The sequence below is a fragment of the Streptomyces sp. SGAir0957 genome (genome assembly GCF_043523415.1).
Window position 1 is genome coordinate 5,592,651 of sequence record NZ_CP027293.1, and the last position, 24,288, is coordinate 5,616,938.

A 24,288-nucleotide genomic window follows, 5' to 3' on the forward strand; every position below is an offset into this window, starting at 1 on the left:
CGGCCGGTCAGTGGGTGGGGACGCCCACCTGCTCCCACGCCTTCAGGACGGCCTGGTACTCCTCGCCGCCGCCGAAGCGGGCCTGCGCGCTCTTCACCGTCGCCTTCGCGAAGTCGGGGAAGAGGGCGTCCTGCTTCAGTCCGCCGCCGGTCAGGGTGTCGAACCAGATCTGTCCGGCCCGCTCCCACGCGTTGCCGCCGAGGGTCTCGGCGAGGATGTAGAAGGCGTGGTTGGGGATGCCGGAGTTGATGTGCACGCCGCCGTTGTCCCGGCCTGTCCGCACGTAGTGGGCCATGTCGGCGGGTTGCGGGTCCTTGCCGAGCACGTCGTCGTCGTAGGCCGTGCCCGGGGCCTTCATCGAGCGCAGGGCGACGCCGGTGACGTCCGGGGCGAGCAGACCCGCGCCGATCAGCCAGTCGGCCTCGGCGGTGGTCTGGCCGAGCGAGTACTGCTTGATGAGGGAGCCGAAGACGTCCGACATCGACTCGTTGAGGGCGCCGGGCTGCCCGAAGTACGTCAGGTTCGCCGTGTACTGCGTGACGCCGTGGGTCAGTTCGTGGCCGATGACGTCGATGGGGATGGTGAAGTCGAGGAAGATCTCCCCGTCCCCGTCGCCGAACACCATCTGCTCGCCGTTCCAGAACGCGTTGTTGTAGTCCCGGTCGTAGTGGACCGTCGCGTTCAGCGGCAGGCCGTCGCCGTCGATGGAGAAGCGGCCGTACTTCTGGAGATAGAGCTCGAAGGTCGCGCCGAGACCCGCGTACGCGCGGTTGACGGTCGCGTCCTGGCCCGGCTGGTCCCCCTCGCCGCGGACCTTGCGGCCGGGCAGGTCCGTGCGGTGCTGGGCGTCGTAGAGGGTGCGGCGCGGTGACTGGTCGGCGCCCGCGGTGGGCGGCGGGGCCACGGTGGGGGCACCGAGGACGGTGGTCATCCGGCGGTGGGTGCGCTCGAAGGCGTCGCGCTCGAGGCTCTTGCGGGCCTTGGCCGCGACCGCGCGGTTGTCGGACCGGGCCAGCTGGTCCTGGAGGTGGGGCGGCACGATCGTGCAGAAGACGGGCTCGAACCCCTTCGGGTTCCCCGTCGGGTTGGCGGTCATGCGCAGCAATGTGGCACTGGGTCATGCCGCTGTCACTACCTGCCACCATGATTAGCGAAATAGAGGTATGGATCACCCCTTAACCGACACTCGGCGCCGATCTCCGCTATGGCCGGTCCCGCATACTGGAACGGGTCTTCGCGTCCGGCGCGTCTCGGTTAGAGTGCGGAGCATCATGCGTTTCGGGTTGCTTCTCCTTAGCTGCCGCGGCGAGGGCCTGTAGTCGAGGCCGACCCCCTCCCCGCGGAGTTCGGCGTTGCGCCGTCGGCCGCCTTCCAAGGCCACCCTCGAGGAGCCCACGCATCATGCCGAACTTCCAGCGCCCCACCTCTATGCCGGTCCACAAGTACGGCCAGTACGAGCAGGTGGACATCGCCGACCGCACCTGGCCGCGGAACCGGATCACCGAGGCGCCCCGCTGGCTCTCCACCGACCTGCGCGACGGCAACCAGGCGCTGATCGACCCGATGTCCCCGGCGCGCAAGCGCGAGATGTTCGACCTGCTGGTCCGCATGGGCTACAAGGAGATCGAGGTCGGCTTCCCGAGCTCCGGGCAGACCGACTTCGACTTCGTACGGTCGATCATCGAGGACCCGGACGCCATCCCGGACGACGTCACGATCTCCGTACTGACCCAGGCCCGCGAGGAGCTGATCGCGCGGACCGTGGAGTCCCTGGTCGGCGCCAAGCGCGCCACGGTCCACCTGTACAACGCGACGGCGCCGGTCTGGCGCGAGGTCGTCTTCCGCGGCTCCAAGGACGCCGTCAAGCAGATCGCCGTCGACGGCACGCGGCTGGTCATGGAGTACGCGGAGAAGCTGCTCGGCCCCGAGACGGTCTTCGGCTACCAGTACAGCCCGGAGATCTTCACCGACACCGAGCTGGACTTCGCCCTGGAGGTCTGCGAGGCCGTCTGCGACACGTGGCAGCCGGGCCCGGACCGCGAGATCATCCTGAACCTGCCCGCCACCGTCGAGCGCTCCACGCCGTCCACGCACGCGGACCGCTTCGAGTGGATGAGCCGCAACCTGACGCGCCGTGAGTACGTCTGCCTGTCCGTGCACCCGCACAACGACCGGGGCACCGCCGTCGCCGCCGCCGAGCTGGCCCTGATGGCCGGCGCCGACCGCATCGAGGGCTGCCTGTTCGGCCAGGGCGAGCGCACCGGCAACGTCGACCTGGTGACGCTGGGCATGAACCTGTTCTCGCAGGGCGTCGACCCGCAGATCGACTTCTCCCAGATCGACGAGATCCGCCGCACCGCCGAGTACTGCACCCAGATGGAGGTCCACCCGCGCCACCCCTACGCGGGCGACCTGGTCTACACCGCCTTCTCCGGCTCCCACCAGGACGCCATCAAGAAGGGCTTCGAGGCGATGGAGAACCGCGCCGCGAAGGCCGGCAAGACCGTCGACGACATCGAGTGGGCCGTCCCGTACCTGCCGATCGACCCCAAGGACGTCGGCCGCTCCTACGAGGCCGTCATCCGCGTCAACTCGCAGTCCGGCAAGGGCGGTATCGCCTACGTCCTGAAGAACGACCACAGCCTGGACCTGCCGCGCCGGATGCAGGTCGAGTTCTCCAAGGTCATCCAGGTGAAGACGGACGCCGAGGGCGGCGAGGTCACGCCCAAGGACATCTGGAACATCTTCCGCGACGAGTACCTGCCGAACCCCGAGAACCCGTGGGGCCGCATCCAGGTCAGGGCCGGGCAGACGACCACGGACACCGACGGCGTCGACACCCTGACCGTCGAGGCCGAGGTCGACGGCGTCGAGCAGGTCCTGGTCGGCACCGGCAACGGCCCGATCTCCGCGTTCTTCCACGCGCTGCAGGGCATCGGCATCGACGCCCGCCTGCTGGACTACCAGGAGCACACGATGAGCGAGGGCGCCTCCGCCGTCGCCGCCTCGTACATCGAGGTCGCCATCGGCGACAAGGTTCTGTGGGGTATCGGCATCGACGCGAATACGACACGTGCGTCGCTGAAGGCCGTCGTCTCCGCGGTCAACCGCGCCGCCCGCTGAACCGGCTGAGCTGCTCTTTCGCGGCCCCGTACGCCTTTTGGGGGTGTGCGGGGCCGCGTCATGTCTCGGCCAGCGGGCCGCCTCTTCGTGACCTCGGCGTGACCAAGGTGCTGACGCCACGCGGGCAATGTGGCTAACATCACGCCAACGCCGCGATGTTGCGGCGCCATGAAGGAGGTGTGCGACGTGCTGCCGATCTGGGGACGTATGCGACGAACCGGGACTTCTCGGGTTCTGGGCGTGCACACCACATGGACCACCGTGGGGGACGGGGAGTTCTTCTGCCCCGGCTGCGGTGGCGACCGCAACTTCCAGCGGTGCACGGGCCGCCGCCGCTTCACCGTGCTCGGCGTCCCCGTGGTGCCGCGCGGTGAGACCGGGCCCGTCGTCCAGTGCGCCGCCTGCGAGGGCCGGTTCGGCACGGACGCGCTCGACCACCCGACCACGCACCGCTTCTCCGGGATGCTGCGCGACGCCGTGCACACGGTTGTCCTCGCCGTGCTCGCGGCCGGCGGCGCCACGTCGCGTCCCGCGCTCGAGTGCGCCGTCGGGGTGCTGCGCACAGCCGGGTTCGAGGACTGCTCCGATGTGCAACTCGCCGCACTCGTCGAAGGGCTGGTCACCGACGCCGGGCGGCTTCCCGAGCACTGCGGGCCCGGTGCCGGGCTCGCCATAGAGCTGCACGAGGCCCTCGACCCGCTCGCCCAGCACCTCGCCCCGGCCGGACGCGAATCGATCCTGCTGCAAGGCGCCCGGATCGCCCTGGCCGACGGGCCCTACTCGGCCGCCGAGCGGGATGTTCTGGGGACGGTGGGCGCTGCGCTGACGATGTGTACGGACGAGGTGAGCCGGCTGCTGGCGGTGGCCGCGCGCACCCCCAGCTGACGCGATCGCCGACCCAGGGGCGCGGGCGCGGGAAACCGCGCGCTCAGCCACGACGGTCCCGCACCCGGCGACGCCGCCCAGCCCCGGGGCTCCGCCCCGGCCCCCGCTCCTCAAGCGCCGGAGGGGCTTGATCGGCCTAGGGGCGCGGGGAACTGCGCGCTCAGCCACGACGGTGTCGCACCCGGCGATGGCGCCCGGCCCCGGGGCTCCGCCCCGGCCCCCGCTCCTCAAGCGCCGGAGGGGCTTGGGGTGCCCAGGCGGGTGGGGAACCGTGGGCTCAGCCCCCGGCGTCGGGGGCGCTACGCCTCGTGTACCAAGTCGTGCGTCGACTGGTCCGCGTCCACCGGGTGGTGGCAGCGGAAGACGTGGTCGTGCGCGCCCCGCGCCTCTGGCATCGTCGTCGCGCACGTCACGTCCGCCCGCCAGCAGCGGGTGCGGAACGGGCAGCCGGACGGCGGGTGCGTGGCCGAGGGGACCGGGCCGGTCAGCGGGATCGGGTCGATGGGGTCCAGGAGGCCGGGCGTGGCGGAGAACAGGGCGCGGGTGTAGGGGTGGCGGGAGCGGTCGAGGACGTCGGCCGCGGGGGTCTCCTCCACGATGCGGCCCAGGTACATGGTGATGACCCGGTCGCTCATCCTCCGCACCGTCTGGATGTCGTGCGAGACGAAGACCAGGGCGAGACCGAGGCGCTCCTTGAGGTCGAGGAGGAGGTTGAGGATCTGGGCGCGTACGGACACGTCGAGGGCGCTCGTCGGTTCGTCGGCCACCACGAGGTCCGGTTCCAGGGCCAGCGCGCGGGCGATGGCGACGCGTTGCCGCTGGCCGCCGGAGAGCTGGCCGGGGAGCACGTCCGCCAGGGCTCTCGGCAGGCCCACCAGGGAGAGCAACTCCGCTACGCGGTCGGCCCGTTCGCTCGCAGTGCCGCGGCGGTGCACGTCCAGCGGGTCGCGGATGATCTGGCGTACGGTCAGCCGGCGGTTCAGGGCCGTCGACGGGTCCTGGAAGATCATGCCCACGCCGGTGCCGAGCGCTGCGCGGCGCTCCGCGGGGGGCATGGTCCAGAGGTCGTCGCCCCGGTAGGTCACCGTGCCGGTCGTCGGGGGCTGGACGCCCACGAGGACCTTGGCCAGGGTCGACTTGCCGCAGCCGGATTCGCCCACGACGCCCAGTGTTTCGCCGGGGGTGATCCTCAGGTCCGCCGACGTGAGGGCGTAGACGTGGTCGGGTGTGAAGAGGCCGCCTGAGCGGGCCTTGTGCACGACGTGTACGTCTGTCAGTTCGAGGATGGGGGGCTTCATTCCGGCTCCGTGTTCGTGGGGGTCGCACGGCGCGCCGTGGGGACGGAGGATGCGTCGACGGCCACCGGCTCGTCGTGGCTGGTCGCGCAGTTCCCCGCGCCCCTGGCGAAGACCGGGTGGTGGCAGGCTGTCGCGTGCGCGGGGCCGCCTGCCAGCGCGGGAACCTGCTCCCTGCACACCTGCGAAGCCAGCGGGCAGCGGTCCGTGAAGCGGCAGCCCGGGGGGAAGTCCGCCGGGGACGGGACGACGCCCCTGATCTGGGTCAGGCGGTCCGCCGACGCCTCCAGGGAGAGGACCGAGCCGAGGAGGCCGCGCGTGTAGTGGTGGTGCGGGGCCCCGACCAGGTCCGCCGTCACGCCGGTCTCCACGATCTGGCCGCCGTACATGACGGCGACGCGGTCCGTGACGTCGGCGACGAGCGCCAGGTCGTGCGAGACGAGGACGAGCGCGAAGCCCAGTTCGGCGCGGAGCCGCAGCAGCAACTCGATGACCTGGGCCTGCACCGTCACGTCGAGCGCCGTCGTCGGCTCGTCGGCGATGATCAGCTTCGGGTCGCGGGAGAGCGCCATGGCGATGAGGACGCGCTGGCGCTGGCCGCCGGAGAGTTCGTGCGGGTAGCTGCGCAGGGTGCGGGCCGGGTCGAGGCCGACGAGGTCGAGGAGTGCGGCGGGGGAGCGGTGGCCGCCGCGCCGGACGACCTGTTTGAGCTGGGCCCGTACCGTCATCGCCGGGTTCAGGGACGACAGCGCGTCCTGGTAGATCATCGCCATGTCGTGCCCGAGGAGGCGGCGCCGGGCGCCCGGCGGGAGGCCGACGAGTTCACGGCCGTCGAAGGTGACGTGGCCGCCGATCCGGGCGCCGGCGGGGTGCAGGCCCATCACGGTCAGCGCGGTCAGCGACTTGCCGCAGCCGGACTCGCCGACCAGGCCGAGGACTTCGCCGGGGCGGACGTCGAAGCTGATGCCGTCGACGATGTCGACCCCGCCGTGCCGTCCGTCGAAGCCGATGGCGAGGTCCCGTACGCAGAGGACGGGCGCGCCGTCCGGCAGGGGGCGGGCCCGGGCGCGCAGGCGGGCCGCCGCCTCGGTGAGGCCGGGGAGTTCGAGGACCTTGCCGGTGCCGGGCGCCGCCGTCTCCAGGCGGTCGGGCTCCTTCGTCGTGGGGACGTCGCGCGCGGCCGGTGCCGCCCAGGCGTCGGAGACGCCCTCGCTGAGGACGTTCAGGGACAGGACGGTGACCAGCATCAGGAGGCCGGGGAAGACGGTCGCCCACCAGCCGCCGATCAGCACCATGTTCTTGCCGTCGGCGATGACGCTGCCCCACGACGGGTCCGGTGGCCGCACGCCCGCGCCGATGAAGGACAGCGACGCCTCGAAGACGATGGCCTCCGCGACCTGCACGGTGCAGAAGACGAGGATCGGGGCCGCGCAGTTGACGGCGACGTGCCGGAGCACGATGTGCGGGGTGCGGGCGCCGATGACCCGCTCGGCGGTGACGTAGTCCTCGCCGTACTGGTCCAGGACGTTGGCGCGGACGACTCGGGCGATGGGCGGCGTGAAGAGGAAGGCGAGCGCGCAGATCAGGACGGGGATGCCGCCGCCGAACACGGCGACGAGGACGGCCGCGAGGGCGATGCCCGGGAACGCCATGACGACGTCGAGGCAGCGCATCACCGTCTCGTCGGCCGCCTTGCGGGAGGTCGCGGCGACGGCGCCGAGGACCGCGCCGACGACGAGCGCGAGCAGCGTCGCCCCGAGCCCGATGGCGAGGGACCAGCGCGCGCCGTACATCAGCCGGCTGAGGATGTCGCGGCCGAGGCTGTCCTGGCCCATCCAGTGCTGGGCGGAGGGGTGGCCGACGCCATCCACCTGCGGCTGCTGGTCGAGCGGGTCGTGCGGCGCGAGCAGCGGGGCGAACACCGCCATGAGGACGACGACGGTGAGGACGCCGAGGGCGAGCCGCGAGAGGACGGGCAGGCGGCGCAGCCCGCGCACCTTGGTGAGGACGTCGAGGGGACCGGTCATGACGTCGCCCGCAGCCGGGGGTTGACCAGCAGGTACAGCACGTCGATCACCAGGTTGATCACGACGAACCCGACGGCCGTGGTCAGCACGACCCCCTGGACCACCGCCGGGTCACCGTTCTTCACCGCGTCGATCATCAGCTTTCCCATCCCGGGAAGAGAGAAGATCGTCTCCACGACCACCGCCCCGCCCAGCAGATAGCCCACGCGCAGGCCGAGCACGGTGAGCGGGTTGATCAGGGCGTTGCGCAGGACGTTGCGGCCGACCACGACGACCGGTGGCAGTCCGCTGCCGACGGCCGTGCGCACGTAGTCCTTGTCGAGCTCCTCCACGACCGCCGTCCGCACGATGCGGGTGAGTTGCGCGGCGACCGGCAGCGACAGGGCGAGCGCGGGCAGCGTCATGCACCGCAGCCAGCCGGTGAAGGAGTCGGCCGGGTTGATGTAGCCGCCGGTCGGGAACCAGCCCCGGTCCACCGCCAGGTACTGGATCATGAGCAGGGCCAGCCAGAAGCCGGGCGCGGCGACACCGGTCAGCGACACGACGCGGACGATCTGGTCCCAGGCCCGGTCGCGGTGGATGGCGGCGCTGATCCCGAGCACCAGGGAGACGATCACGGCGATGCCCAGGCCGAGGAAGGTCAGTTGCAGGGTGAGCGGCAGCGCCGTCGTCACCTGCTCCACGACCGGCTGCCGGGTCAGGACGCTGATGCCCAGGTCGCCCTGGAGCAGGTCCCCGACGAAGTGCAGGTAGCGCAGGGGCAGCGGGTCGAGGAGCCCGTTGCGCTCGCGGAACTCGTGCAGCTGCTGCGGTGTCGGGTTGGCGCCCTGGAAGTACGCGGACGCCGGGTCGATGTCGGCGAAGCGCATCACGAGGAACACGAACGCGGCGATGCCGAGCAGCAGCGGCACGAGCAGCACGAGCCGCCGGGCGAGAATTCTGGCGATCACTGCCACGGGCATGAACTCCTAGAGCGGGGAGGGGCCTTGCGCGGGGTGCTCACGCGGGGTGCTTACACGGGGTGCTTACGCGGGGTGCGCCTTGAGGACGTTGATGCCGGGGTACGGCTGCGCCTGTACGCCGGTGATCTTGTGGGCGTCCCACGCGGTCATCAGCTCGTTGTGCACGACGGGGTAGATGACGGCCTGCGCCGCGACGGTGTCGAGGTAGTCCTGGATCATCGTCTTTTTGCGGGCGGCGTCGGGCTCCCGGGTGGCCTGGTCCATCTGCCGGAAGAGCTGCTTGGCGGTGGGGTCGTCGGCCCAGCGGGCGTAGCCCATCCACAGGTTCTCGGGGCCGTAGTTGTAGCGCATGATGAGGTCCGCGTCGAGGCCGAACTGGTTCGGGTTCGAGGCGGCCGCCACCACCTGGTAGTCCTTCTTCTGGTCCATCTTGGTGAAGACGGCGGTGGTCTCCTGCGGGTCGAGCGTGGTCCGGACGCCGATCGCGTCCCAGGATGCCTTGACGGTCGGCAGGCAGTCGACGATCCACGACACGTTGACGGCCATGAGGTTGACGCGCAGACCGCTGACGCCCGCTTCCCTCAGGAGCTTCTTCGCCTTCTCGGGGTCGTAGTCGTAGACGGTCTTCGCGGGGCGGAACGCCGGATTGCCCTCGTTGAGGAACGAACGGGCCGCCTTGCCATGGCCCTTGAGCGCGACCTCGATCATCTTCTTCGTGTCGATCGCGTAGTGCAGCGCCTGTCGCACGCGCACGTCGTCGAACGGTTTGTGCGCGGTGTTGAACATCAGGAACAGGTTGTTCATCCCGGCGCCGCCCTCGACGGTGAGCCCGTCCTGCTTCAGGCGCTGGATGTTGGCGTAGGGGATGTTGTCGGAGATCTGCGCGTCCGCGCTGCCCCCGGAGATCTTCGCGACGCGCGGCGCCGCGTCCACGATGGTCAGCCAGTTCATCTTCTTGAAGGCCGGCTTGCGCGGCCCGTTGTAGTCGTCGAACGCGGCGAAGGTGGTGTTCGTCTTCGGCTGGTGCGAGGTCTGCCGGTACGGTCCCGAGCCGACGGCCTTGCCCTTCGTCGCGTCGTCCCAGGCGCCGGGCTGTGAGAAGACGTGCTTCGGCATGATCTTCGCGAGCGTCAGCCGCGCGACGCCCTCGGGGAAGGGGAACCTGAGGACCAGCTCGACCGAGGAGTCCCCGGTCTTCCTGACCTCCTTCAGCCAGCTCTCGAAGAAGCCCTTCGCGAGCGTCTGCGTCTTCGGGTCGAGGATGCGGTCGAAGACGAAGACCACGTCGTCGGCGGTGACCGGCTTTCCGTCGTGCCATGTGGCGCCCCGGCGCAGGGTGAATCTCCAGGTCGTGCCCTTGAGCTGCGCTGCGTCGGGCACCTCGGTCGCGAGCGCCGCGTACGGGGCCCGGGTGATCGGGTCGGTGTCGACGAGCCCCTCGTAGATGTGGTGGTTGGCCGCCATCGCGAACGCGGACGCCGTCTGCGTCGGGTCCCAGCTCCCGTCGTTGCCGTAGCCGATGACGGCGGTCAGGGAGGCCGAGCCGCTCCCGTCGTCGTCCCCGGTGTCGTTCGTCGACTTCGGCCCGGAGGAGCAGGCCGACAGGGACGCGGAGACGGCGGCCGCCGCGCCAAGCGCGCCGGTGTACTTGAGGAAGGAACGGCGGCCGGTCGCGTCGTGGTCGCTCATGGTGCCTCCAATGACTCGCAACGTGGCTGTGGTGACTTCACATGACCTCTGTATCCCGGAGATCCAACGTCCTACGTCTTGGGCAGCGACGCGACCATAAGAGGACAGGGAGGGGCGGTCAAGAGATCGCGCAGGGACTTTCGCCCGGACGTGGGACGTGGGATGTCCAGGGCGCCTACGATGCGGCGCATGTCAGAGGAGCCCACGAATCCGGCCGTCCGCCACCGCCGTGTCAGCCGGCAGGTGCAGCACGCGGTGACGCAGCAGATCCTCGACGCCGGGCTGCGGCCCGGCGAACTCCTGCCCACCGAGACCGAGCTGATGGACTCGCTCGGCGTCAGCAGGAACTCCGTGCGCGAAGCGCTCAAGGCCCTCCAGGCGCTCGACATCGTCGAGATCAGACACGGCTACGGCACCTACGTCGGCCACGCCTCACTGACCCCGCTCGCCGACGGCCTCACCTTCCGCACCCTGCTGCGCCCCGCCGACGACGCGCACGCCCTCGCCGAGATCCTCCAGGTCCGCGAGATCCTGGAGGAAGGGCTCGTCCGCCGCCTCGCGACCGCCCCGCCCGACACCGACACCCTGGACCGGCTCGACACGCTCGTACGGCGGATGAGCGAGGCGGGCGAGGCCGGTGAACCCTTCGCCGACCTGGACCGCGAGTTCCACGAGACGCTCTGCCGCTCGCTCGGCAACGAGCTGATACCCCAGCTCCTCCGCGCGTTCTGGAACGTCTTCGACCGCGTCGCCGGGGTCCGCGCATGGGCCGGCGACCCGGCGCCCGACGTCACCGTCGACCGGCACCGCGCCATCGTCACCGCCCTGCGCGCCGGGGACGCCGACGCCGCGCAGCGGGCCATGGCCACCCACTTCCGGGGCATCGGGAAACGGGCGGAGCAGGAGACCCGCGGCGTCGGGTGAACTCCCGCCCGCCGCCGAGCGGGACCTACGAGCCGATGCCGGTGTCGAGGCTGTAGACGATCCCGTCCACCCTCTCGTCGTGCAGGCCGCCCTCGTACGCCTCTTTGTACGCGGCCGAGCCGAGCGCCGCGCGGCTGCACTGTTCGGCGTTCACGCGAACCGCGATCAGCGCCGGGTTGCCCATCTGCGGACGGCCGAAGGCCTGCCACAGGCGCTGCGCCGAGCCGAGCAGCCGGGCCCCCGCCTCGCCCTGCCCGCCGGCCACGGTCGCGGCGGCCAGCACATCGACGGCGAGGGCGACCCCCAGCGTGTCGTGCAGCTCGGCCTTGCCCCGCAGGCTCGCGCGGGCGTGCCCGGCGGCCTCGGTCCAGTTCTCGAGCCCCAGTTCGGCCAGCGCCTGCAAGTAGTCGCCGTACGCCCGGCCCCAGCACTCGCCCCGCGCGGCCAGCTCGGTGGAGACGCCGTACGCGATGCCCTTCGCCGGACGCAGGTCACCGAGGTACACCCGGGAGAACGAGCAGGAGAGCCGGTGCAGGAAGCACGCGGCCTCGTAGGCGCCCTGGCGGGTCTCGGACGCGGTCGCGTCGAAGACGACGAGCGCCCGCTCGTGCTCGCCCCGCTGAGTGAGGATCGTCCCCGCGAGATAGTCCGCCGCCACGCGCGCGGTCGGGTCGGCCGACGCCGCGGTCACCGCGCGGAACTCGTCGCCGCACCGCGACGCCGTCTCCAGACCGCCCTGCCCGACGGCCACGAGGGCGCGGGCCCACAGGGCCTTGGCGTAACCGGGCCCCGGCTCCGGGCCGCCGGACAGCGCCCGGTCCAGGTAGTGGCAGCCCTCGCGGGCGAACCCGCACGCGAACCAGAAGAACCACAGGGCGCCGGTCATCTCCAGTGCCGTACGGCGGGCGCCGTCGCGGAGCGCGAAGTCGAGGGCCGCGCGGATGTTGGCGTGCTCGGCGTTGACGCGCGCGCCCCACGCCGTCTGCCGGTCGGTCAGCCACTCGCGGTCGGCCTGCACCGCCAGGTCGCGGTAGCGCTCCAGATGGGCCCGGCGCACCACCGTCTCCTCGCCCAGCTCGCCCAGCCAGTGCGCCCCGTACTCCCGGACGGTGTCGAGCAGCCGGTAGCGGGTCGGCCCCGTCGTGCCCGCGACCGGACGCACGAGGGACTTCGCCACCAGCTTGTCGACGAGGCCGGGCACGGCGTCGGCGGACAGCGGGCCGCCCGCGGTCACCGCCTGGGCGTCGGCCAGGTCGAAACCCGCCGCGAAGACGGACAGCCGCGCCCACAGCAACCGCTCCAGCGGGGCGCACAGTTCATGGCTCCAGCCGATCGTGGTGCGCAGCGTACGGTGGCGGGGCGCGGCCGGGGACCCCGGCACGGCCGGCGCGACCAGGGTGTCGAACCGGTGCAGCAGACGCTCGTCGAGCTGGCGCAGGGACAGCCCCGGCAGCTGGGCCGCGGCGAGTTCGATGGCCAGCGGGATCCCGTCGAGGCGGCGGCACACGGCGAGCGCCGGTTCCCGCTCCGCCGGGCCGAGCCGGAACCCGTCGACGGCGGCGGCCGCCCGGTCCGCGAACAGGGCGAGGGCGTCACCGCGGCCGGCCCACGCCGCCTCGGCCGCCCCGGCGTCGGGCGGCACCGGCAACGGCTCCACCTCCAGACACCACTCGCCGGGCGCGCCGAGCGGCTCCCTGCTCGTCACCAGGATGTGCAGCCCGGGGGCCGCGCCGAGCAGCCGGGACACCAGGCGCGCGCACTCCCCGATCAGATGCTCACAGGTGTCCAGGACGAGCAGCAGATGGCGGGGGGCGAGCCATTCGGCGATGAGGTCCTCGGGGGCCCTGGCCGACTGGTCGACCAGGCCCAGCTCCTCGAACAGGACATGGCCGAGCAGGGAGGGCTCGCGCAGCGGGGACAACGGGACCAGGCGCACACCGTCGCCGAAGAGCCCGGCCGCGCGGCGGGCGGCCCGTAGCCCGAGCCGGGACTTCCCGACGCCGCCGACCCCGGTGAGGGTGACGAGGCGGTGCCGGGCCACCGCCTCGCCGAGCAGGTCGAGTTCCCGGTCGCGCCCGATGAAGCTCGTCGTCTCAGCGGGGAAGTTCTCCACCCGCACCGCCCTCCCGGCCTCGTCCGCCGCGCGCTCGCGGCGTCGATGGGACAGTCTGCTCCGCCGCGCGCCGCGCGCCGCCCGATGACACAAGTTGAGCGCGGCCCGCGCACCCGACCCGCCCGCGCGAACAGAAGGGGGCAGCAGGAGGCGATTGCGGTCACCCGGATGTGCGAAGCGGCCAACCGCCCGGAAGGCGACGGACGTTCGGCCAGAGTGGACCGTTCAGCGCGCGGGGCGGAGCGGGGCGGAGCAGGCGGGAGGCTCCCGCATGACGGTGCGGGAAAGTAGGCGGATGCGCTGGGCGAGGGCGGGCGACCTGCTGCTGCCGGCGGGGGTCAGTCTCCTGCTCGCCGTCCTGGGCGGACTTCAGGCCGGATGGCGGCCCGCGGTGACGGCGCTGCTGATCGGGCCGGTCCTGGCCTGCTCCCGGCTCGGCGTCCGCGGCACGCTCACCGTCGTCGGGTGGAGCGCGGTCCTCGCCCTGTCCACCGGAGCCGTACGACACCTGATGGGCACGTCCCCGTTCATCGTGGAGTACCTGGTGCTCCTCGCCGGCGGCGCCGTGGCCGTCCGTATCGCCGGGGAGAAGACCGCGCGCACCGTCGCGCTCCAGCACGCGACCGAGGTGGCGCAGGTCGCCCAGGGCGCGCTCATGCGCCCGCTGGCCGCGCGGGTCGGCGAGATCGACGTCTGCACCCGCCACCACTGCCCCCTCGAACCCGCGACGGTCGGCGGCGACGTCTTCGAGATCGTCAACACCCCGTACGGCACGCGGGTGTTCATAGGCGATGTCCGCGGACACGACCTGGACGCCGTGCAGACCGCCGCCTCCGCCCTCGCGGGATTCCGCGACCTCGCCTACGTGACCCCCGACCTCACCGACGTCGCCGCGCGCCTCGACGATCTCCTCGCCATGGAGCTGGGCCCCGAGAACTTCGTCACCGCGCTGTTCGCCGAGTTCGCCCCGGGCGAGGTCCGCCTGGTCAACTGCGGCCACCCGCCGCCACTGCGTACGGGCTCCTCGCCCAAGCTGCTCCAGCCGGTCGAGCCCGCGCTGCCGCTGGGGCTCGGCGCCCGGCCCGTCAGTCGCCGGTGCTGGCTGCAGCCGGGCGACCGGATCCTGTTCTACACCGACGGCCTGACCGAGGCGCGGGACGCCGACGGCACGGAGTTCCCGCTCCTCGAACGGTGCGCCGAGCCGCTCTCGGCCATCCTGCCCAGCGACGCGCTCAACGCCCTGTACGAGGCGGTGACCGCCCACACCGGCGCGCCGCTCCTGGACGACGTGGCACTCGTCCTGTGCCAGCAGGCCGACCCCGCCACCGGAGCCGGTCCCCACCCGGACGGGCACCCCCGCCGCCACCGGGTGGACGCAGACCTAGGGCCCGAGCGGCACGAGTCCGGGTGAGCCGTCCCTCCTGCCGGCCTCCCGGCCTTCGTCACCGGACGGTTCCGGCGCCCGACACATCGAGGCCCCGTGTCAACCCGCCGAAACCGGGCGCCGTCACCGGTACGTCCTGGGCGCAGAGAAGCAGCAGTGCCGACGGGGAGGCACCGACCATGAGCACGCCGAGCAGCGCCCACCGTCTGACCCTCCTCGGTCCCGAGCCCCTGCGCGGCGCGGTCGTCGACGTCGTTGGCGGCCCGCTCGTGGTCGGCCGCGCGGACGCGTGCGGGCTGCGCCTCGACGACCCGTGCGTCAGCGGGCGGCACGCGGTGCTCAGGCCCGTCGAGGGCCGGGTCGTCGTCGAGGACCTGCGCTCCCGCAACGGCACCCGCGTCAACGGCGCCCCCGTCACCGCGGCCCGCCCGCTCCGCCACGGCGACATCATCGCCTTCGGCACCGTCGAGGCCCGCTACGAACAGGACGAGGCCGCCCGCAACGCCTCCCTCCAGACGGTCACGGCCCTGCCCTCGGCCGCGGCGCGGCTGCCGCAGGACCCCGCGTACGAACTCCACGCCCTCTGCGTCGAGCAGGTCCGCCGCGCACGCGACACCCTGCTCCACGACATCCGGGCCACCCGGCGAGGAGCCCGCCGGCTGCTCGCGGCCTCCCTGGTGCTGCACCTCGCCGCCCTCGCCACGGTGCTCCCGCTCGCGCGCGGCGCCGCCGCGGCGCTGCGCGGGACGCCGTCGGGGGAGACGGGCGAGGCATTGCGCCGGGTCCTCGTCACGGAGGGCGCGCAAGGGCTGAACCCGCTGCTGCTCACCGCGGGCGGGCTCGGCCTCCTCCTCGGGCTCGCGCTCGGCGCCGCCGGCATCGTGCTCCACCGGGTCGCCGCGGGCCGGCGCCGCCGCCTCGAAGCGACCGCCCGGGACCTGTGCCCGCCGGCCCGCGCATGAGGCGAACGGAGTGCCGGTCGCAGGTCGCCGGGCCTGCCCCGTGTCCATCGGTGGAACCGTGGCGTTGTCCGGTTGACGCGCGGCGCGCCCCCTGGTCGCCGTGGCCGCCGCACCCCGCGCGGCAGGACGCACTACCGGACAGGAGCGCCACCCGATGAAGCCAGCGATCGGTACGTACGCGGTCGACATGAGCACCGGCCGGGTGGGACGGGTGATGGGGCACGAGGGCCCGTACGTACAGCTGCGACCGTTCGGCGGCGGCCGGGAATGGGACTGCGCGCCCGACATAGTGCGGGAGGCCACCACCACGGAGCGGCTGCGCGCGGCCACGGCGTACGCGAACAGAAGGAGCCGGGGCGAGGTCCCCTGACCGGGCACCGGGCAGTCGCCGGGGCAAGGCAGAATGGAGGACATGACCCTGCCCCGTGAAGACGACGCCGCCGCCCCCGGGGGTGTGCGATGAGTCTCTTCAGGGACGACGGGATCGTCCTGCGGACCCAGAAACTCGGCGAGGCCGACCGCATCATCACGCTCCTCACGCGCGGCCACGGCCGGGTCCGCGCGGTGGCCCGCGGCGTACGCCGCACCAAGTCCAAGTTCGGGGCGCGGCTCGAACCGTTCTCCCACGTCGACGTGCAGTTCTTCGCACGCGGCAGCGAACTGATCGGCCGCGGCCTGCCGCTGTGCACGCAGAGCGAGACGATCGCCGCGTACGGCGGCGGCATCGTCACCGACTACGCCCGCTACACCGCGGGCACCGCGATGCTGGAGACGGCGGAACGGTTCACCGACCATGAGGGCGAACCCGCCGTCCAGCAGTACCTGCTGCTCGTCGGCGCCCTGCGCACCCTCGCCCGCGGCGAGCACGAGCCGCATCTCGTCCTCGACGCGTTCCTGCTCCGCTCCCTCGCGGTGAACGGGTACGCGCCCACCTTCGGCGACTGCGCCAAGTGCGGCCTGCCCGGACCCAACCGGTTCTTCTCGGTCGGCGCGGGCGGCTCCGTCTGCGTCGACTGCCGGGTGCCCGGCAGCGTCGTACCCTCACCGCAGGCCCTCACCCTCCTCGGCGCGCTCCTGACCGGGGACTGGGCGACGGCCGACGCGAGCGAGCCACGTTTCGTGCGGGAGGGCAGCGGCCTGGTCTCCGCCTACCTGCACTGGCACCTTGAGCGCGGACTGCGGTCCTTGCGCTACGTCGAGAAGAGCTGACAAACGCCGGCGACAGCGCCGGCGAGCTGCAACTGAGCTAGGGGAGAGGCCGGAAACATGGCACGTCGCGGAATCCTCGGACGGTCCCGCCGGGAGTACGTCACGCCCGAACCGCACCCGTCGGGCGCGCGGCCGCCGAAGATCCCGGGCGAGCTGGTGCCGAATCACGTCGCCATCGTCATGGACGGCAACGGGCGGTGGGCCAAGGAGCGCGGGCTTCCCCGCACCGAGGGGCACAAGGTGGGCGCCGAACGCGTCCTCGACGTGCTCCAGGGCGCCGTCGAGATGGGCGTCGGCGCGATCTCGCTCTACGCCTTCTCCACCGAGAACTGGAAGCGGTCGCCCGACGAGGTCCGCTTCCTCATGAACTTCAACCGGGACTTCATCCGCAAGACCCGCGACCAGCTCGACGCGCTCGGCATCCGGGTGCGCTGGGTCGGCCGTATGCCCAAGCTGTGGAAGTCGGTCGCCAGGGAGCTGGAGATCTCCCAGGAGCAGACCAAGGACAACGACAGGCTCACGCTGTACTTCTGCATGAACTACGGGGGGCGGGCCGAGATCGCCGACGCGGCGCTCGCTCTCGCCGAGGACGTGAAGGCGGGCCGCCTGGATCCGTCGAAGGTCAGCGAGAAGACGTTCGCGAAGTACCTGTACTACCCGGACATGCCGGACGTCGACCTGTTCCTGCGGCCCAGCGGTGAGCAGCGCACGTCCAACTACCTGCTCTGGCAGAGCGCGTACGCGGAGATGGTCTTCCAGGACGTCCTGTGGCCGGACTTCGACCGGCGGGATCTGTGGCGGGCGTGCGTGGAGTACGCCTCCCGCGACCGGCGCTTCGGCGGTGCCACCCCGAACGAGGTCCTGCTGCAGCTTGAGGGCAAGGCCTGACGAAGGCGCCGTTACGTCCGCAGGCCGGCGGGGGCTGGTCGCGCAGTTCCCCGCGCCCCTGGAGCATGCGGCTTCGCCGCAGCTCCATGAGGGCGCGCCCCTGAAATGGCGCACGCAGTGCGCATTTCAGGGGCGCGGGGAACTGCGCGACCAGCCACGACGTACGCCGCACCCGGCAACGCACGACAAGGGGCTCACACAGCGGCAGCGCAATCCGCACAGGTGCCGAAGATCTCCACGGTGTGGGCCACGTTCACATACCCGTGCTCGGAGGCGATCGTCTCCGCCCAGGACTCGACAGCCGGTCCCTCGACCTCAACGGCCTTGCCGCACATCCGGCACACCAGGTGATGGTGATGGTCACCGGTGGAGCACCGCCGGTACACCGCCTCGCCCTCGGACGTGCGCAGCACATCCACCTCACCGGCGTCCGCGAGGGACTGCAGCGTGCGGTACACCGTGGTCAGGCCGACGGAGTCACCCTTGTGCTTGAGGACGTCGTGCAGCTCCTGCGCGCTGCGGAACTCGTCCACCTCGTCGAGCGCTGCCGCCACGGCCGCGCGCTGGCGGGTCGACCTGCCTCGAACCGGGGCTGCCACGGGTTTCTCCTCACATCCCTGCCACGTACGTACCGCCGCCATTGTGCCAGGCGGCAGTGGGCCCGGGTCAGACCTTGGCGGGGGCCTGCCCGGGGATCGCGCACTCCGCCGGATCGCCCGGCACCGTCGCCGCCGCCGCTCGCGCCCTGCGCCTGGCCAGCGGGGTGGCGAGGAGCGTGAGGACGATGAAGACGCCGATGGTCAGGAGGACGATCGTCGCGCCGGGCGGCACGTCCTGGTAGTAGGACGTGACGGTGCCGCCGAGGGTGACCGCGACGCCGATGGCGACGGCGATGACGAAGGTCGCCTTGAAGCTGCGGGTGAGCTGCTGCGCCGCCGCGACGGGGACGACCATCAGGGCCGACACCAGGAGCAGCCCGACGACGCGCATCGCGACCGTGACCGTGACCGCGGCGGTGACGGCGGTCAGGAGGTTCAGGGCGCGCACGGGAAGCCCGGTGACGCGGGCGAACTCCTCGTCCTGGCTCACCGCGAACAGCTGGCGGCGCAGGCCGACCGTGACCAGGACCACGAACGCCGCGAGCAGACAGATCGCGGTGACGTCCTCGGAGGAGACGGTGGACAGCGAGCCGAAGAGGTACGAGGTGAGGTTGGCCGTCGAGCCGCCCGGGGCGAGGCTGGTGAACATGACGCCGCCCGCCATGCCCCCGTAGAAGAGCATGGCGAGCGCGATGTCGCCGCGCGTCTTGCCGTACCAGCGGATCAGCTCCATGACGACGGCGCCGAGCACGGAGACCAGCGTCGCCATCCACACCGGGGACGCGGACAGCAGGAAGCCGAGGCCGACGCCGGTCATCGCCACGTGGCCGATGCCGTCGCCCATGAGGGCCTGGCGGCGCTGGACCAGGTAGATGCCGATGGCCGGCGCGGTGATGCCGACGAGGACGGCGGCGAGCAGCGCCCGCTGCATGAATTCGTAGCTCAGGATTTCCATCAGCTCAGCAGTCCCGTGCGCAGGGGTTCGGCGTCCACGGCGGCGTGCGGGTGGACGTGGTCGTGGCCGGGCAGCGCGTGCTGGCCGACGGCCTTCGGGGGCGGCCCGTCGTGCAGGACGCAGCCGTCGCGGAGCACCACGGCGCGGTCGATCAGCGGCTCCAGGGGGCCGAGTTCGTGCAGGACGAGGAGGACGGAGGCGCCCGCCGCGACCTGCTCGCGCAGGGTCGCGGCGAGGATCTCCTGGCTGGCGAGGTCGACGCCGGCCATCGGCTCGTCCATGATCAGCAGCTCGGGTTCGGCGGCCAGCGCGCGGGCGATGAGCACGCGCTGGTGCTGGCCGCCGGAGAGCGTGTTGACCGAGTCCTTGGCGCGGTCGGCGAGGCCGACGAGGTCCAGGGCGCGGCGCACCGCGTCCTTGTCGGCGGCGCGCAGGATGCCGAAGCGGGAGCGGGAGAGCCGCCCGGAGGCGACGATCTCCGCGACCGTGGCGGGCACGCCGCCCGCGGCGGTGGTGCGCTGCGGCACGTAGCCGACGCGGGCCCACTGCTTGAAGCGGCGGCGTGGGGTACCGAACAGCTCGATCTCGCCGCTCGTGACCGGCACCTGGCCGATGATCGAGCGCACGGCGGTCGACTTGCCGGAGCCGTTGGCGCCGAGCAGGGCGACGACCTCGCCGCGGCCCACGGTCAGGTCGATGCCGCGCAGCACGGGGCGCGAGCCCAGCTCGGCCGTCACCTTGCGCAGGGTGATGACGGGTTCGGTCATCTCACTGCCGCCCTTCAACTCAGGTACTGCATACGTCACTTGGCGCCGAGCGCCTTCTGCAGGGCGCTCAGGTTCGCCTCCATGACCTGGAGGTAGTCCGTGCCCTTGGACTTCTCGGTGATGCCCTCGATGGGGTCGAGTACATCAGTCTTCAACTTCGCGTCGCCCGCCAGGGTCTTCGCCGTCTTGTCGCTGACGAGGGTCTCGTAGAAGACGGTGGTGACCCCGTCGGCCTTCGCCATCTTCTGCAGGTCCTTCACGCGGGCGGCGCTGGGCTCGCTCTCCGGGTCGAGGCCGCTGATGGCCTCCTCGGTGAGGCCGTAGCGCTCGGCGAGGTAGCCGAAGGCGGCGTGGGTGGTGATGAAGACCTTGCTGTCCGTGTTCTTCAGGCCGTCCTCGAACTTCGTGTTCAGGGCGTCCAGCTTCGCCACCAGGGCCGCGGTGTTCTTCTTGTAGTCGGCCGCGTGGTCCGGGTCGGCCTTCTCCAGGGCCTTGCCGACGCCCTCGGCGACCTCGGTGTACTTCACCGGGTCGAGCCAGATGTGCGGGTCGGTGCCCTCTTCGCCGCCGTGGTCGTGATCGTGGTCGTCGTGCTCATCGGCGTGGCCGCCGACCTCGCTGCCGTGCTTCTCCAGCTCGGTCAGGGAGGCCGCGTCGACCTTGGTGGAGATCCCGGACTGGTCGATCGCCTCGTCGACGGAGGGCTGGAGCCCCTTGAGGTAGACCGCGACGTCGGACTCCTCGAGCTGGGCGCGCTGCTTGGCGCTGACCTCCAGGTCGTGCGGCTCCTGGCCGGGCTCGGTGAGGTTGCGCACGGAGACGTGGTCGCCGCCGATCTGCTCGGCGAGGTACTGCATCGGGTAGAACGACGCGACGACGTCGAGCTTGCCGCCGTTCCCACCGCCCTTGCCGTCCGCCGCGTCCGAGGAGGAGCAGGCGGAGAGGCCGACCAGGCCGACCGCCGTGGCGGCGACGGTGGCGGCGGTGGATATGAGGCGGCGGCGGGGGCGACGGGCGTTGCGTACGTTCATGACAGTCATTTTCAACAAAACTGGAAACGATTGTCAACAACGAGTTCGTCATGCTCGGTCCCGCTCTGTACCCCCAAACCGATTTGGTCGCAGGGGTGGGCCCGCCGGTAACCTGAGGCATTCGCTCCCGGAGCGCGTATCCAGCGAGCTTCAACGTCGTCGTAATGAAGAGAGCACCGTGGCCGCCGACAAGATCGACACCATCGTCAGCCTCAGCAAGCGCCGTGGCTTCGTCTACCCCTGCAGCGAGATCTACGGTGGTCAGCGCGCCGCCTGGGACTACGGTCCGCTGGGTGTGGAGCTGAAGGAGAACCTCAAGCGCCAGTGGTGGCGCTACATGGTCACTTCGCGCGAGGACGTCGTCGGTATCGACTCGTCGGTGATCCTGGCCACCGAGGTCTGGCAGGCGTCGGGCCACGTCGCCACGTTCACCGACCCGCTCACCGAGTGCACCTCCTGCCACAAGCGCTACCGCGCGGACCACCTGGAAGAGGCGTACGAGGAGAAGAAGGGCCGCGCGCCCGAGAACGGCCTCGCCGACCTCACCTGCCCGAACTGCGGCAACAAGGGCACGTTCACCGAGCCCAAGCAGTTCTCCGGCCTGCTCTCCACGCACCTCGGCCCGACGCAGGACAGCGGCTCCGTCGCCTACCTGCGCCCTGAGACCGCGCAGGGCATCTTCACCAACTTCAGCCAGGTCCAGACGACTTCGCGGCGCAAGCCCCCGTTCGGCATCGCCCAGATGGGCAAGTCCTTCCGCAACGAGATCACGCCCGGCAACTTCATCTTCCGCACCCGCGAGTTCGAGCAGATGGAGATGGAGTTCTTCGTCAAGCCGGGCGAGGACGAGCAGTGGCAGGAGTACTGGATGGAGCAGCGCTGGAACTGGTACACCGGCCTGGGCCTGCGCGAGGAGAACATGCGCTGGTTCGAGCACCCGAAGGAGAAGCTCTCCCACTACTCCAAGCGCACCGCCGACATCGAGTACCGCTTCCGCTTCGGCGGCAGCGAGTGGGGTGAGCTGGAGGGCGTCGCCAACCGCACGGACTACGACCTCTCCGCGCACTCCAAGGCGTCCGGCCAGGACCTCTCCTACTTCGACCAGGAGAAGGGCGAGCGCTACACGCCGTACGTCATCGAGCCCGCGGCCGGTGTCGGCCGCACCATGCTCGCCTTCATGCTCGACTCTTACTTCGAGGACGAGGCGCCCAACGCCAAGGGCAAGATGGAGAAGCGCACGGTCATGCGGTTCGACCCGCGCATCGCCCCGGTGAAGGTCGCCGTTCTGCCGCTGTCCCGCAACCCGGAGCTGTCCCCGAAGGCGAAGGGGCTCGCGCAGGCGCTGCGCCAGCACTGGAACATCGACTTCGACGACGCCGGTGCCATCGGCCGCCGCTACCGCCGCCAGGACGAGATCGGCACGCCGTTCTGTGTCACGGTCGACTTCGACACGCTTGAGGACAACGCGGTGACGGTGCGCGAGCGCGACACCATGAAGCAGGAGCGGGTGTCTCTCGACCAGATCGAGGGGTACCTGGCCAGCCGCCTGATCGGTTGCTGACGTCGGTGTAGTCGGCTACGTCGCTGAGGCCCTGGTTCGCCGGTTTCCGGTGGGCCGGGGCCTTTGTGCTGGTCACGGGGCTCTGCCCCGGACCCCGCTCCTCAATCGCCGGAGGGGCTTGAAGGCGGCTCCGCCCCGGACCCCGCTCCTCAATCGCCGGAGGGGCTTGATAGGCGGGGCTTGCAGAGGGGTCAGCGTGCCTCAATGCCGCGTAGGACCAGTGTCACCACCGCGTCGAACGACGCCTCGCTGTCCGGCTTCGACCACTCCGGCGCGTGCACCGGGTCGTGGAAGTGGGCGGTGGCCTCCAGGACCGCTCGGGCCGTCACGGGGACGTCCGGCGCCTCGAACTCGCCCTGTTCCACGCCCTCTTGGAGGATCGCGCCGATCTGGCTGAGCAGCTCGTCGAGGTGTTCGTCGACCACGTCGCTGTTCTCGGTCGTCAGGACCGTGTACGTGGCGAACAGCTCGGGGTCGTCGCCCGCCTTGTGCTGCTTGGCCTCGAACAGCGCCGCCAGCCAGTGCCGCAGCTTGGCCGGGGGCGCCTCGTCGCCCGCGACGACCTCGGCGAGGACGCCCGTCGTGCGCTCCAGCCAGCGCCTGGTGACCGCGCCGCGCAGCTCGGCCTTGGTGCGGAAGTGGCGGTAGACCGAGCCGTGGCTGACGCCGAGCGCGCGGGCCACGTCGACCACGGTCGCCTTCGCGGCACCGTGGCGGCGCAGCACCTCCTCGGTCGCGGCGAGGATGCGCTCGGGGGTCAGGGTCTCGGTCGCTGCCATGTACGTGACCGTACCGGGCGGGTCAGCGGCGTTCGCTGTCGAGGTGTGCCATCTGGGCCGCCGGGTAGCGCTCGCCGGCCGCGGCGTCGGCGGGCACGGCCTGCTCGATGGCGGCGAGGTCGCCGGCGTCGAGCGTGACGTCGACCGCGCCGAGCGCCTCGGTCAGGCGGGTCCGGGTGCGGGCGCCGACCAGCGGGACGATGGCGGCGTCGTGCCGCTCGCCCTGGGCGAGGACCCAGGCGATGGCGATCTGCGCGACGCTGACGCCCTTCTGCTCGGCGATCTTGCGGAGCTGCTCGACGAGGCCGAGGTTGTGGCGCAGGTTGTCGCCCTGGAAGCGGGGGCTCATGGCGCGGAAGTCGCCCGCGCCGAGGGTGCGGTCCTCGGTGAAGTGGCCGGAGATCAGGCCGCGCGACAGGACGCCGTAGGCCGTGATGCCGATGCCGAGTTCGCCGACGGTCGGCAGGATCGACTCCTCGATCCCGCGCGAGATGAGCGAGTACTCGATCTGGAGGTCGGAGATCGGGGCCGTGGCGGCGGCCCGGCGGATCGTCTCCGCGCCCACCTCGGACAGGCCGATGTGGCGGACGTGGCCCTTCTCGATCAGTTCGGCGATGGCGCCGACCGTCTCCTCGATCGGCACGTCCGGGTCGAGGCGGGCGATCCGGTACACGTCGATGTGGTCGACGCCGAGGCGCTGGAGGCTGTACGCGGCGAAGTTCTTCACCGCCGCCGGGCGCCCGTCGTAGCCGCTCCAGCCGCCGTCCGGGTCGCGCAGGGCGCCGAACTTCACGCTGGTCAGGGCCGATGCGCGGGCTGCTGCGGGGGCGCTGCGCAGAGCCTCGCCGATCAGCATCTCGTTGTGCCCCATGGCGTAGAAGTCGCCGGTGTCGAGGAGGGTGACGCCCGCGTCGAGCGCGGCGTGGATGGTGGCGATCGACTCGGCGCGGTCGGCTTCTCCGTACAGGGCGGACATGCCCATGCAGCCGAGGCCGAGGGCGGAGACGCGGGGGCCGGTGGTGCCGAGGGTGCGCTGCGTAGCGGTGGGGAGGTTCATGTCCTCCACCTTGGCATGACAGGTGACAGATTTCAATATCTGTTACCTGTCACTTGTTACTTGTCACCTGTCATGTGT

General features: G+C 71.5%; 21 protein-coding genes. 9 read left to right on the top strand and 12 right to left on the bottom strand.

What is annotated here, in order from left to right; all coding sequences use genetic code 11:
* Nucleotides 1-7: 7 nt before the first annotated feature.
* On the bottom strand, nucleotides 8-1,096 hold the full coding sequence (locus C1N81_RS29935) for a M4 family metallopeptidase (RefSeq protein WP_394434276.1): 1,089 nt from the start codon (nucleotides 1,094-1,096) through the stop codon (nucleotides 8-10).
* A 305-nt stretch (nucleotides 1,097-1,401) separates the two neighbouring features.
* Between C1N81_RS29935 and leuA the strand changes: the two genes are divergently transcribed.
* Nucleotides 1,402-3,123, top strand: a complete 1,722-nt coding sequence (leuA, locus tag C1N81_RS29940; RefSeq protein WP_394434278.1) for a 2-isopropylmalate synthase — start codon at nucleotides 1,402-1,404, stop codon at nucleotides 3,121-3,123.
* A gap of 168 nt (nucleotides 3,124-3,291) precedes the next feature.
* Nucleotides 3,292-4,008, top strand: a complete 717-nt coding sequence (locus C1N81_RS29945; RefSeq protein ID WP_394434280.1) for a tellurite resistance TerB family protein — start codon at nucleotides 3,292-3,294, stop codon at nucleotides 4,006-4,008.
* 299 nt (nucleotides 4,009-4,307) lie between these two features.
* Here the strand turns inward: C1N81_RS29945 and C1N81_RS29950 are convergent, their stop codons facing one another.
* From C1N81_RS29950 to C1N81_RS29965, 4 genes are all read right to left on the bottom strand, one after another.
* Nucleotides 4,308-5,306: an oligopeptide/dipeptide ABC transporter ATP-binding protein gene (locus C1N81_RS29950; protein WP_394434282.1), complete on the bottom strand. Its 999-nt coding sequence runs from the start codon at nucleotides 5,304-5,306 to the stop codon at nucleotides 4,308-4,310.
* Complete coding sequence (locus C1N81_RS29955) at nucleotides 5,303-7,330, bottom strand: dipeptide/oligopeptide/nickel ABC transporter permease/ATP-binding protein (protein ID WP_394434284.1); 2,028 nt, start codon at nucleotides 7,328-7,330, stop codon at nucleotides 5,303-5,305. Before C1N81_RS29955 ends, C1N81_RS29950 begins: the two co-directional genes overlap by 4 nt.
* A complete protein-coding gene (locus C1N81_RS29960) occupies nucleotides 7,327-8,286 on the bottom strand; it encodes an ABC transporter permease (RefSeq protein ID WP_394434286.1) in 960 nt (319 codons plus the stop codon). The genes C1N81_RS29955 and C1N81_RS29960 overlap by 4 nt, the downstream gene beginning before the upstream one ends.
* A 69-nt stretch (nucleotides 8,287-8,355) precedes the next feature.
* Entirely contained in the window at nucleotides 8,356-9,981 is a 1,626-nt protein-coding gene (locus C1N81_RS29965; protein ID WP_394434288.1) for an ABC transporter substrate-binding protein, read from the bottom strand.
* Nucleotides 9,982-10,161: 180 nt separating this feature from the next.
* Here C1N81_RS29965 and C1N81_RS29970 point away from each other — a divergent pair, with 180 nt between their 5' ends.
* Nucleotides 10,162-10,905, top strand: coding sequence for a FadR/GntR family transcriptional regulator (locus C1N81_RS29970; RefSeq protein ID WP_394434290.1), 744 nt, complete (start codon nucleotides 10,162-10,164; stop codon nucleotides 10,903-10,905).
* A gap of 25 nt (nucleotides 10,906-10,930) precedes the next feature.
* Here the strand turns inward: C1N81_RS29970 and C1N81_RS29975 are convergent, their stop codons facing one another.
* Entirely contained in the window at nucleotides 10,931-13,018 is a 2,088-nt protein-coding gene (locus tag C1N81_RS29975; protein ID WP_394434292.1) for an ATP-binding protein, read from the bottom strand.
* 295 nt (nucleotides 13,019-13,313) lie between these two features.
* Here C1N81_RS29975 and C1N81_RS29980 point away from each other — a divergent pair, with 295 nt between their 5' ends.
* The 5 genes from C1N81_RS29980 to C1N81_RS30000 all read left to right on the top strand — a co-directional run bounded on the left by C1N81_RS29980 (nucleotide 13,314) and on the right by C1N81_RS30000 (nucleotide 17,461).
* The gene (locus C1N81_RS29980; RefSeq protein WP_394434294.1) at nucleotides 13,314-14,429 is read left to right on the top strand and encodes a PP2C family protein-serine/threonine phosphatase; all 1,116 of its coding nucleotides are present in this window, start codon (nucleotides 13,314-13,316) and stop codon (nucleotides 14,427-14,429) included.
* Nucleotides 14,430-14,581: 152 nt separating this feature from the next.
* A complete protein-coding gene (locus C1N81_RS29985; protein WP_394434296.1) occupies nucleotides 14,582-15,364 on the top strand; it encodes an FHA domain-containing protein in 783 nt (260 codons plus the stop codon).
* A gap of 154 nt (nucleotides 15,365-15,518) precedes the next feature.
* Nucleotides 15,519-15,734, top strand: a complete 216-nt coding sequence (locus C1N81_RS29990; RefSeq protein ID WP_394434298.1) for a hypothetical protein — start codon at nucleotides 15,519-15,521, stop codon at nucleotides 15,732-15,734.
* Nucleotides 15,735-15,823: 89 nt separating this feature from the next.
* A complete protein-coding gene (gene recO / locus C1N81_RS29995; RefSeq protein ID WP_394434299.1) occupies nucleotides 15,824-16,573 on the top strand; it encodes a DNA repair protein RecO in 750 nt (249 codons plus the stop codon).
* A 57-nt stretch (nucleotides 16,574-16,630) separates the two neighbouring features.
* A complete protein-coding gene (locus C1N81_RS30000) occupies nucleotides 16,631-17,461 on the top strand; it encodes an isoprenyl transferase (protein ID WP_394434301.1) in 831 nt (276 codons plus the stop codon).
* 194 nt (nucleotides 17,462-17,655) lie between these two features.
* On the opposite strand, the gene C1N81_RS30005 is transcribed toward C1N81_RS30000, so the two are convergent.
* The 4 genes from C1N81_RS30005 to C1N81_RS30020 all read right to left on the bottom strand — a co-directional run bounded on the left by C1N81_RS30005 (nucleotide 17,656) and on the right by C1N81_RS30020 (nucleotide 20,822).
* Nucleotides 17,656-18,060, bottom strand: a complete 405-nt coding sequence (locus C1N81_RS30005) for a Fur family transcriptional regulator (protein WP_394434303.1) — start codon at nucleotides 18,058-18,060, stop codon at nucleotides 17,656-17,658.
* A gap of 67 nt (nucleotides 18,061-18,127) precedes the next feature.
* Nucleotides 18,128-19,015, bottom strand: a complete 888-nt coding sequence (locus C1N81_RS30010) for a metal ABC transporter permease (protein ID WP_394434305.1) — start codon at nucleotides 19,013-19,015, stop codon at nucleotides 18,128-18,130.
* Nucleotides 19,015-19,782: a metal ABC transporter ATP-binding protein gene (locus C1N81_RS30015; protein ID WP_394434307.1), complete on the bottom strand. Its 768-nt coding sequence runs from the start codon at nucleotides 19,780-19,782 to the stop codon at nucleotides 19,015-19,017. The genes C1N81_RS30010 and C1N81_RS30015 overlap by 1 nt, the downstream gene beginning before the upstream one ends.
* A 35-nt stretch (nucleotides 19,783-19,817) precedes the next feature.
* The gene (locus C1N81_RS30020) at nucleotides 19,818-20,822 is read right to left on the bottom strand and encodes a metal ABC transporter substrate-binding protein (protein ID WP_394434309.1); all 1,005 of its coding nucleotides are present in this window, start codon (nucleotides 20,820-20,822) and stop codon (nucleotides 19,818-19,820) included.
* Nucleotides 20,823-20,991: 169 nt separating this feature from the next.
* On the opposite strand from C1N81_RS30020, the gene C1N81_RS30025 reads away from it, so the two are divergent.
* The gene (locus C1N81_RS30025) at nucleotides 20,992-22,374 is read left to right on the top strand and encodes a glycine--tRNA ligase (protein ID WP_356492881.1); all 1,383 of its coding nucleotides are present in this window, start codon (nucleotides 20,992-20,994) and stop codon (nucleotides 22,372-22,374) included.
* Between the two features lie 191 nt (nucleotides 22,375-22,565).
* Here the strand turns inward: C1N81_RS30025 and C1N81_RS30030 are convergent, their stop codons facing one another.
* Together C1N81_RS30030 and C1N81_RS30035 are read right to left on the bottom strand one after the other, a co-directional pair.
* The gene (locus C1N81_RS30030) at nucleotides 22,566-23,153 is read right to left on the bottom strand and encodes a TetR family transcriptional regulator (RefSeq protein ID WP_394434311.1); all 588 of its coding nucleotides are present in this window, start codon (nucleotides 23,151-23,153) and stop codon (nucleotides 22,566-22,568) included.
* A gap of 22 nt (nucleotides 23,154-23,175) precedes the next feature.
* Nucleotides 23,176-24,210, bottom strand: a complete 1,035-nt coding sequence (locus C1N81_RS30035) for an aldo/keto reductase (protein ID WP_394434313.1) — start codon at nucleotides 24,208-24,210, stop codon at nucleotides 23,176-23,178.
* Nucleotides 24,211-24,288 lie beyond the last annotated feature (78 nt).

Excerpts from the sequence above, each read along its gene's own strand:
- recO (WP_394434299.1), top strand. The coding sequence starts at position 15,824 with ATGAGTCTCTTCAGGGACGACGGGATCGTCCTGCGGACCCAGAAACTC.
- C1N81_RS30015 (WP_394434307.1), bottom strand. The coding sequence starts at position 19,782 with ATGACCGAACCCGTCATCACCCTGCGCAAGGTGACGGCCGAGCTGGGC.
- leuA (WP_394434278.1), top strand. The coding sequence starts at position 1,402 with ATGCCGAACTTCCAGCGCCCCACCTCTATGCCGGTCCACAAGTACGGC.
- C1N81_RS30000 (WP_394434301.1), top strand. The coding sequence starts at position 16,631 with ATGGCACGTCGCGGAATCCTCGGACGGTCCCGCCGGGAGTACGTCACG.
- C1N81_RS29970 (WP_394434290.1), top strand. The coding sequence starts at position 10,162 with ATGCGGCGCATGTCAGAGGAGCCCACGAATCCGGCCGTCCGCCACCGC.
- C1N81_RS29965 (WP_394434288.1), bottom strand. The coding sequence starts at position 9,981 with ATGAGCGACCACGACGCGACCGGCCGCCGTTCCTTCCTCAAGTACACC.
- C1N81_RS29980 (WP_394434294.1), top strand. The coding sequence starts at position 13,314 with ATGCGCTGGGCGAGGGCGGGCGACCTGCTGCTGCCGGCGGGGGTCAGT.
- C1N81_RS30020 (WP_394434309.1), bottom strand. The coding sequence starts at position 20,822 with ATGACTGTCATGAACGTACGCAACGCCCGTCGCCCCCGCCGCCGCCTC.
- C1N81_RS30010 (WP_394434305.1), bottom strand. The coding sequence starts at position 19,015 with ATGGAAATCCTGAGCTACGAATTCATGCAGCGGGCGCTGCTCGCCGCC.
- C1N81_RS29955 (WP_394434284.1), bottom strand. The coding sequence starts at position 7,330 with ATGACCGGTCCCCTCGACGTCCTCACCAAGGTGCGCGGGCTGCGCCGC.
- C1N81_RS29985 (WP_394434296.1), top strand. The coding sequence starts at position 14,582 with ATGAGCACGCCGAGCAGCGCCCACCGTCTGACCCTCCTCGGTCCCGAG.
- C1N81_RS29990 (WP_394434298.1), top strand. The coding sequence starts at position 15,519 with ATGAAGCCAGCGATCGGTACGTACGCGGTCGACATGAGCACCGGCCGG.
- C1N81_RS30030 (WP_394434311.1), bottom strand. The coding sequence starts at position 23,153 with ATGGCAGCGACCGAGACCCTGACCCCCGAGCGCATCCTCGCCGCGACC.
- C1N81_RS29935 (WP_394434276.1), bottom strand. The coding sequence starts at position 1,096 with ATGACCGCCAACCCGACGGGGAACCCGAAGGGGTTCGAGCCCGTCTTC.
- C1N81_RS29950 (WP_394434282.1), bottom strand. The coding sequence starts at position 5,306 with ATGAAGCCCCCCATCCTCGAACTGACAGACGTACACGTCGTGCACAAG.
- C1N81_RS29945 (WP_394434280.1), top strand. The coding sequence starts at position 3,292 with ATGAAGGAGGTGTGCGACGTGCTGCCGATCTGGGGACGTATGCGACGA.
- C1N81_RS30035 (WP_394434313.1), bottom strand. The coding sequence starts at position 24,210 with ATGAACCTCCCCACCGCTACGCAGCGCACCCTCGGCACCACCGGCCCC.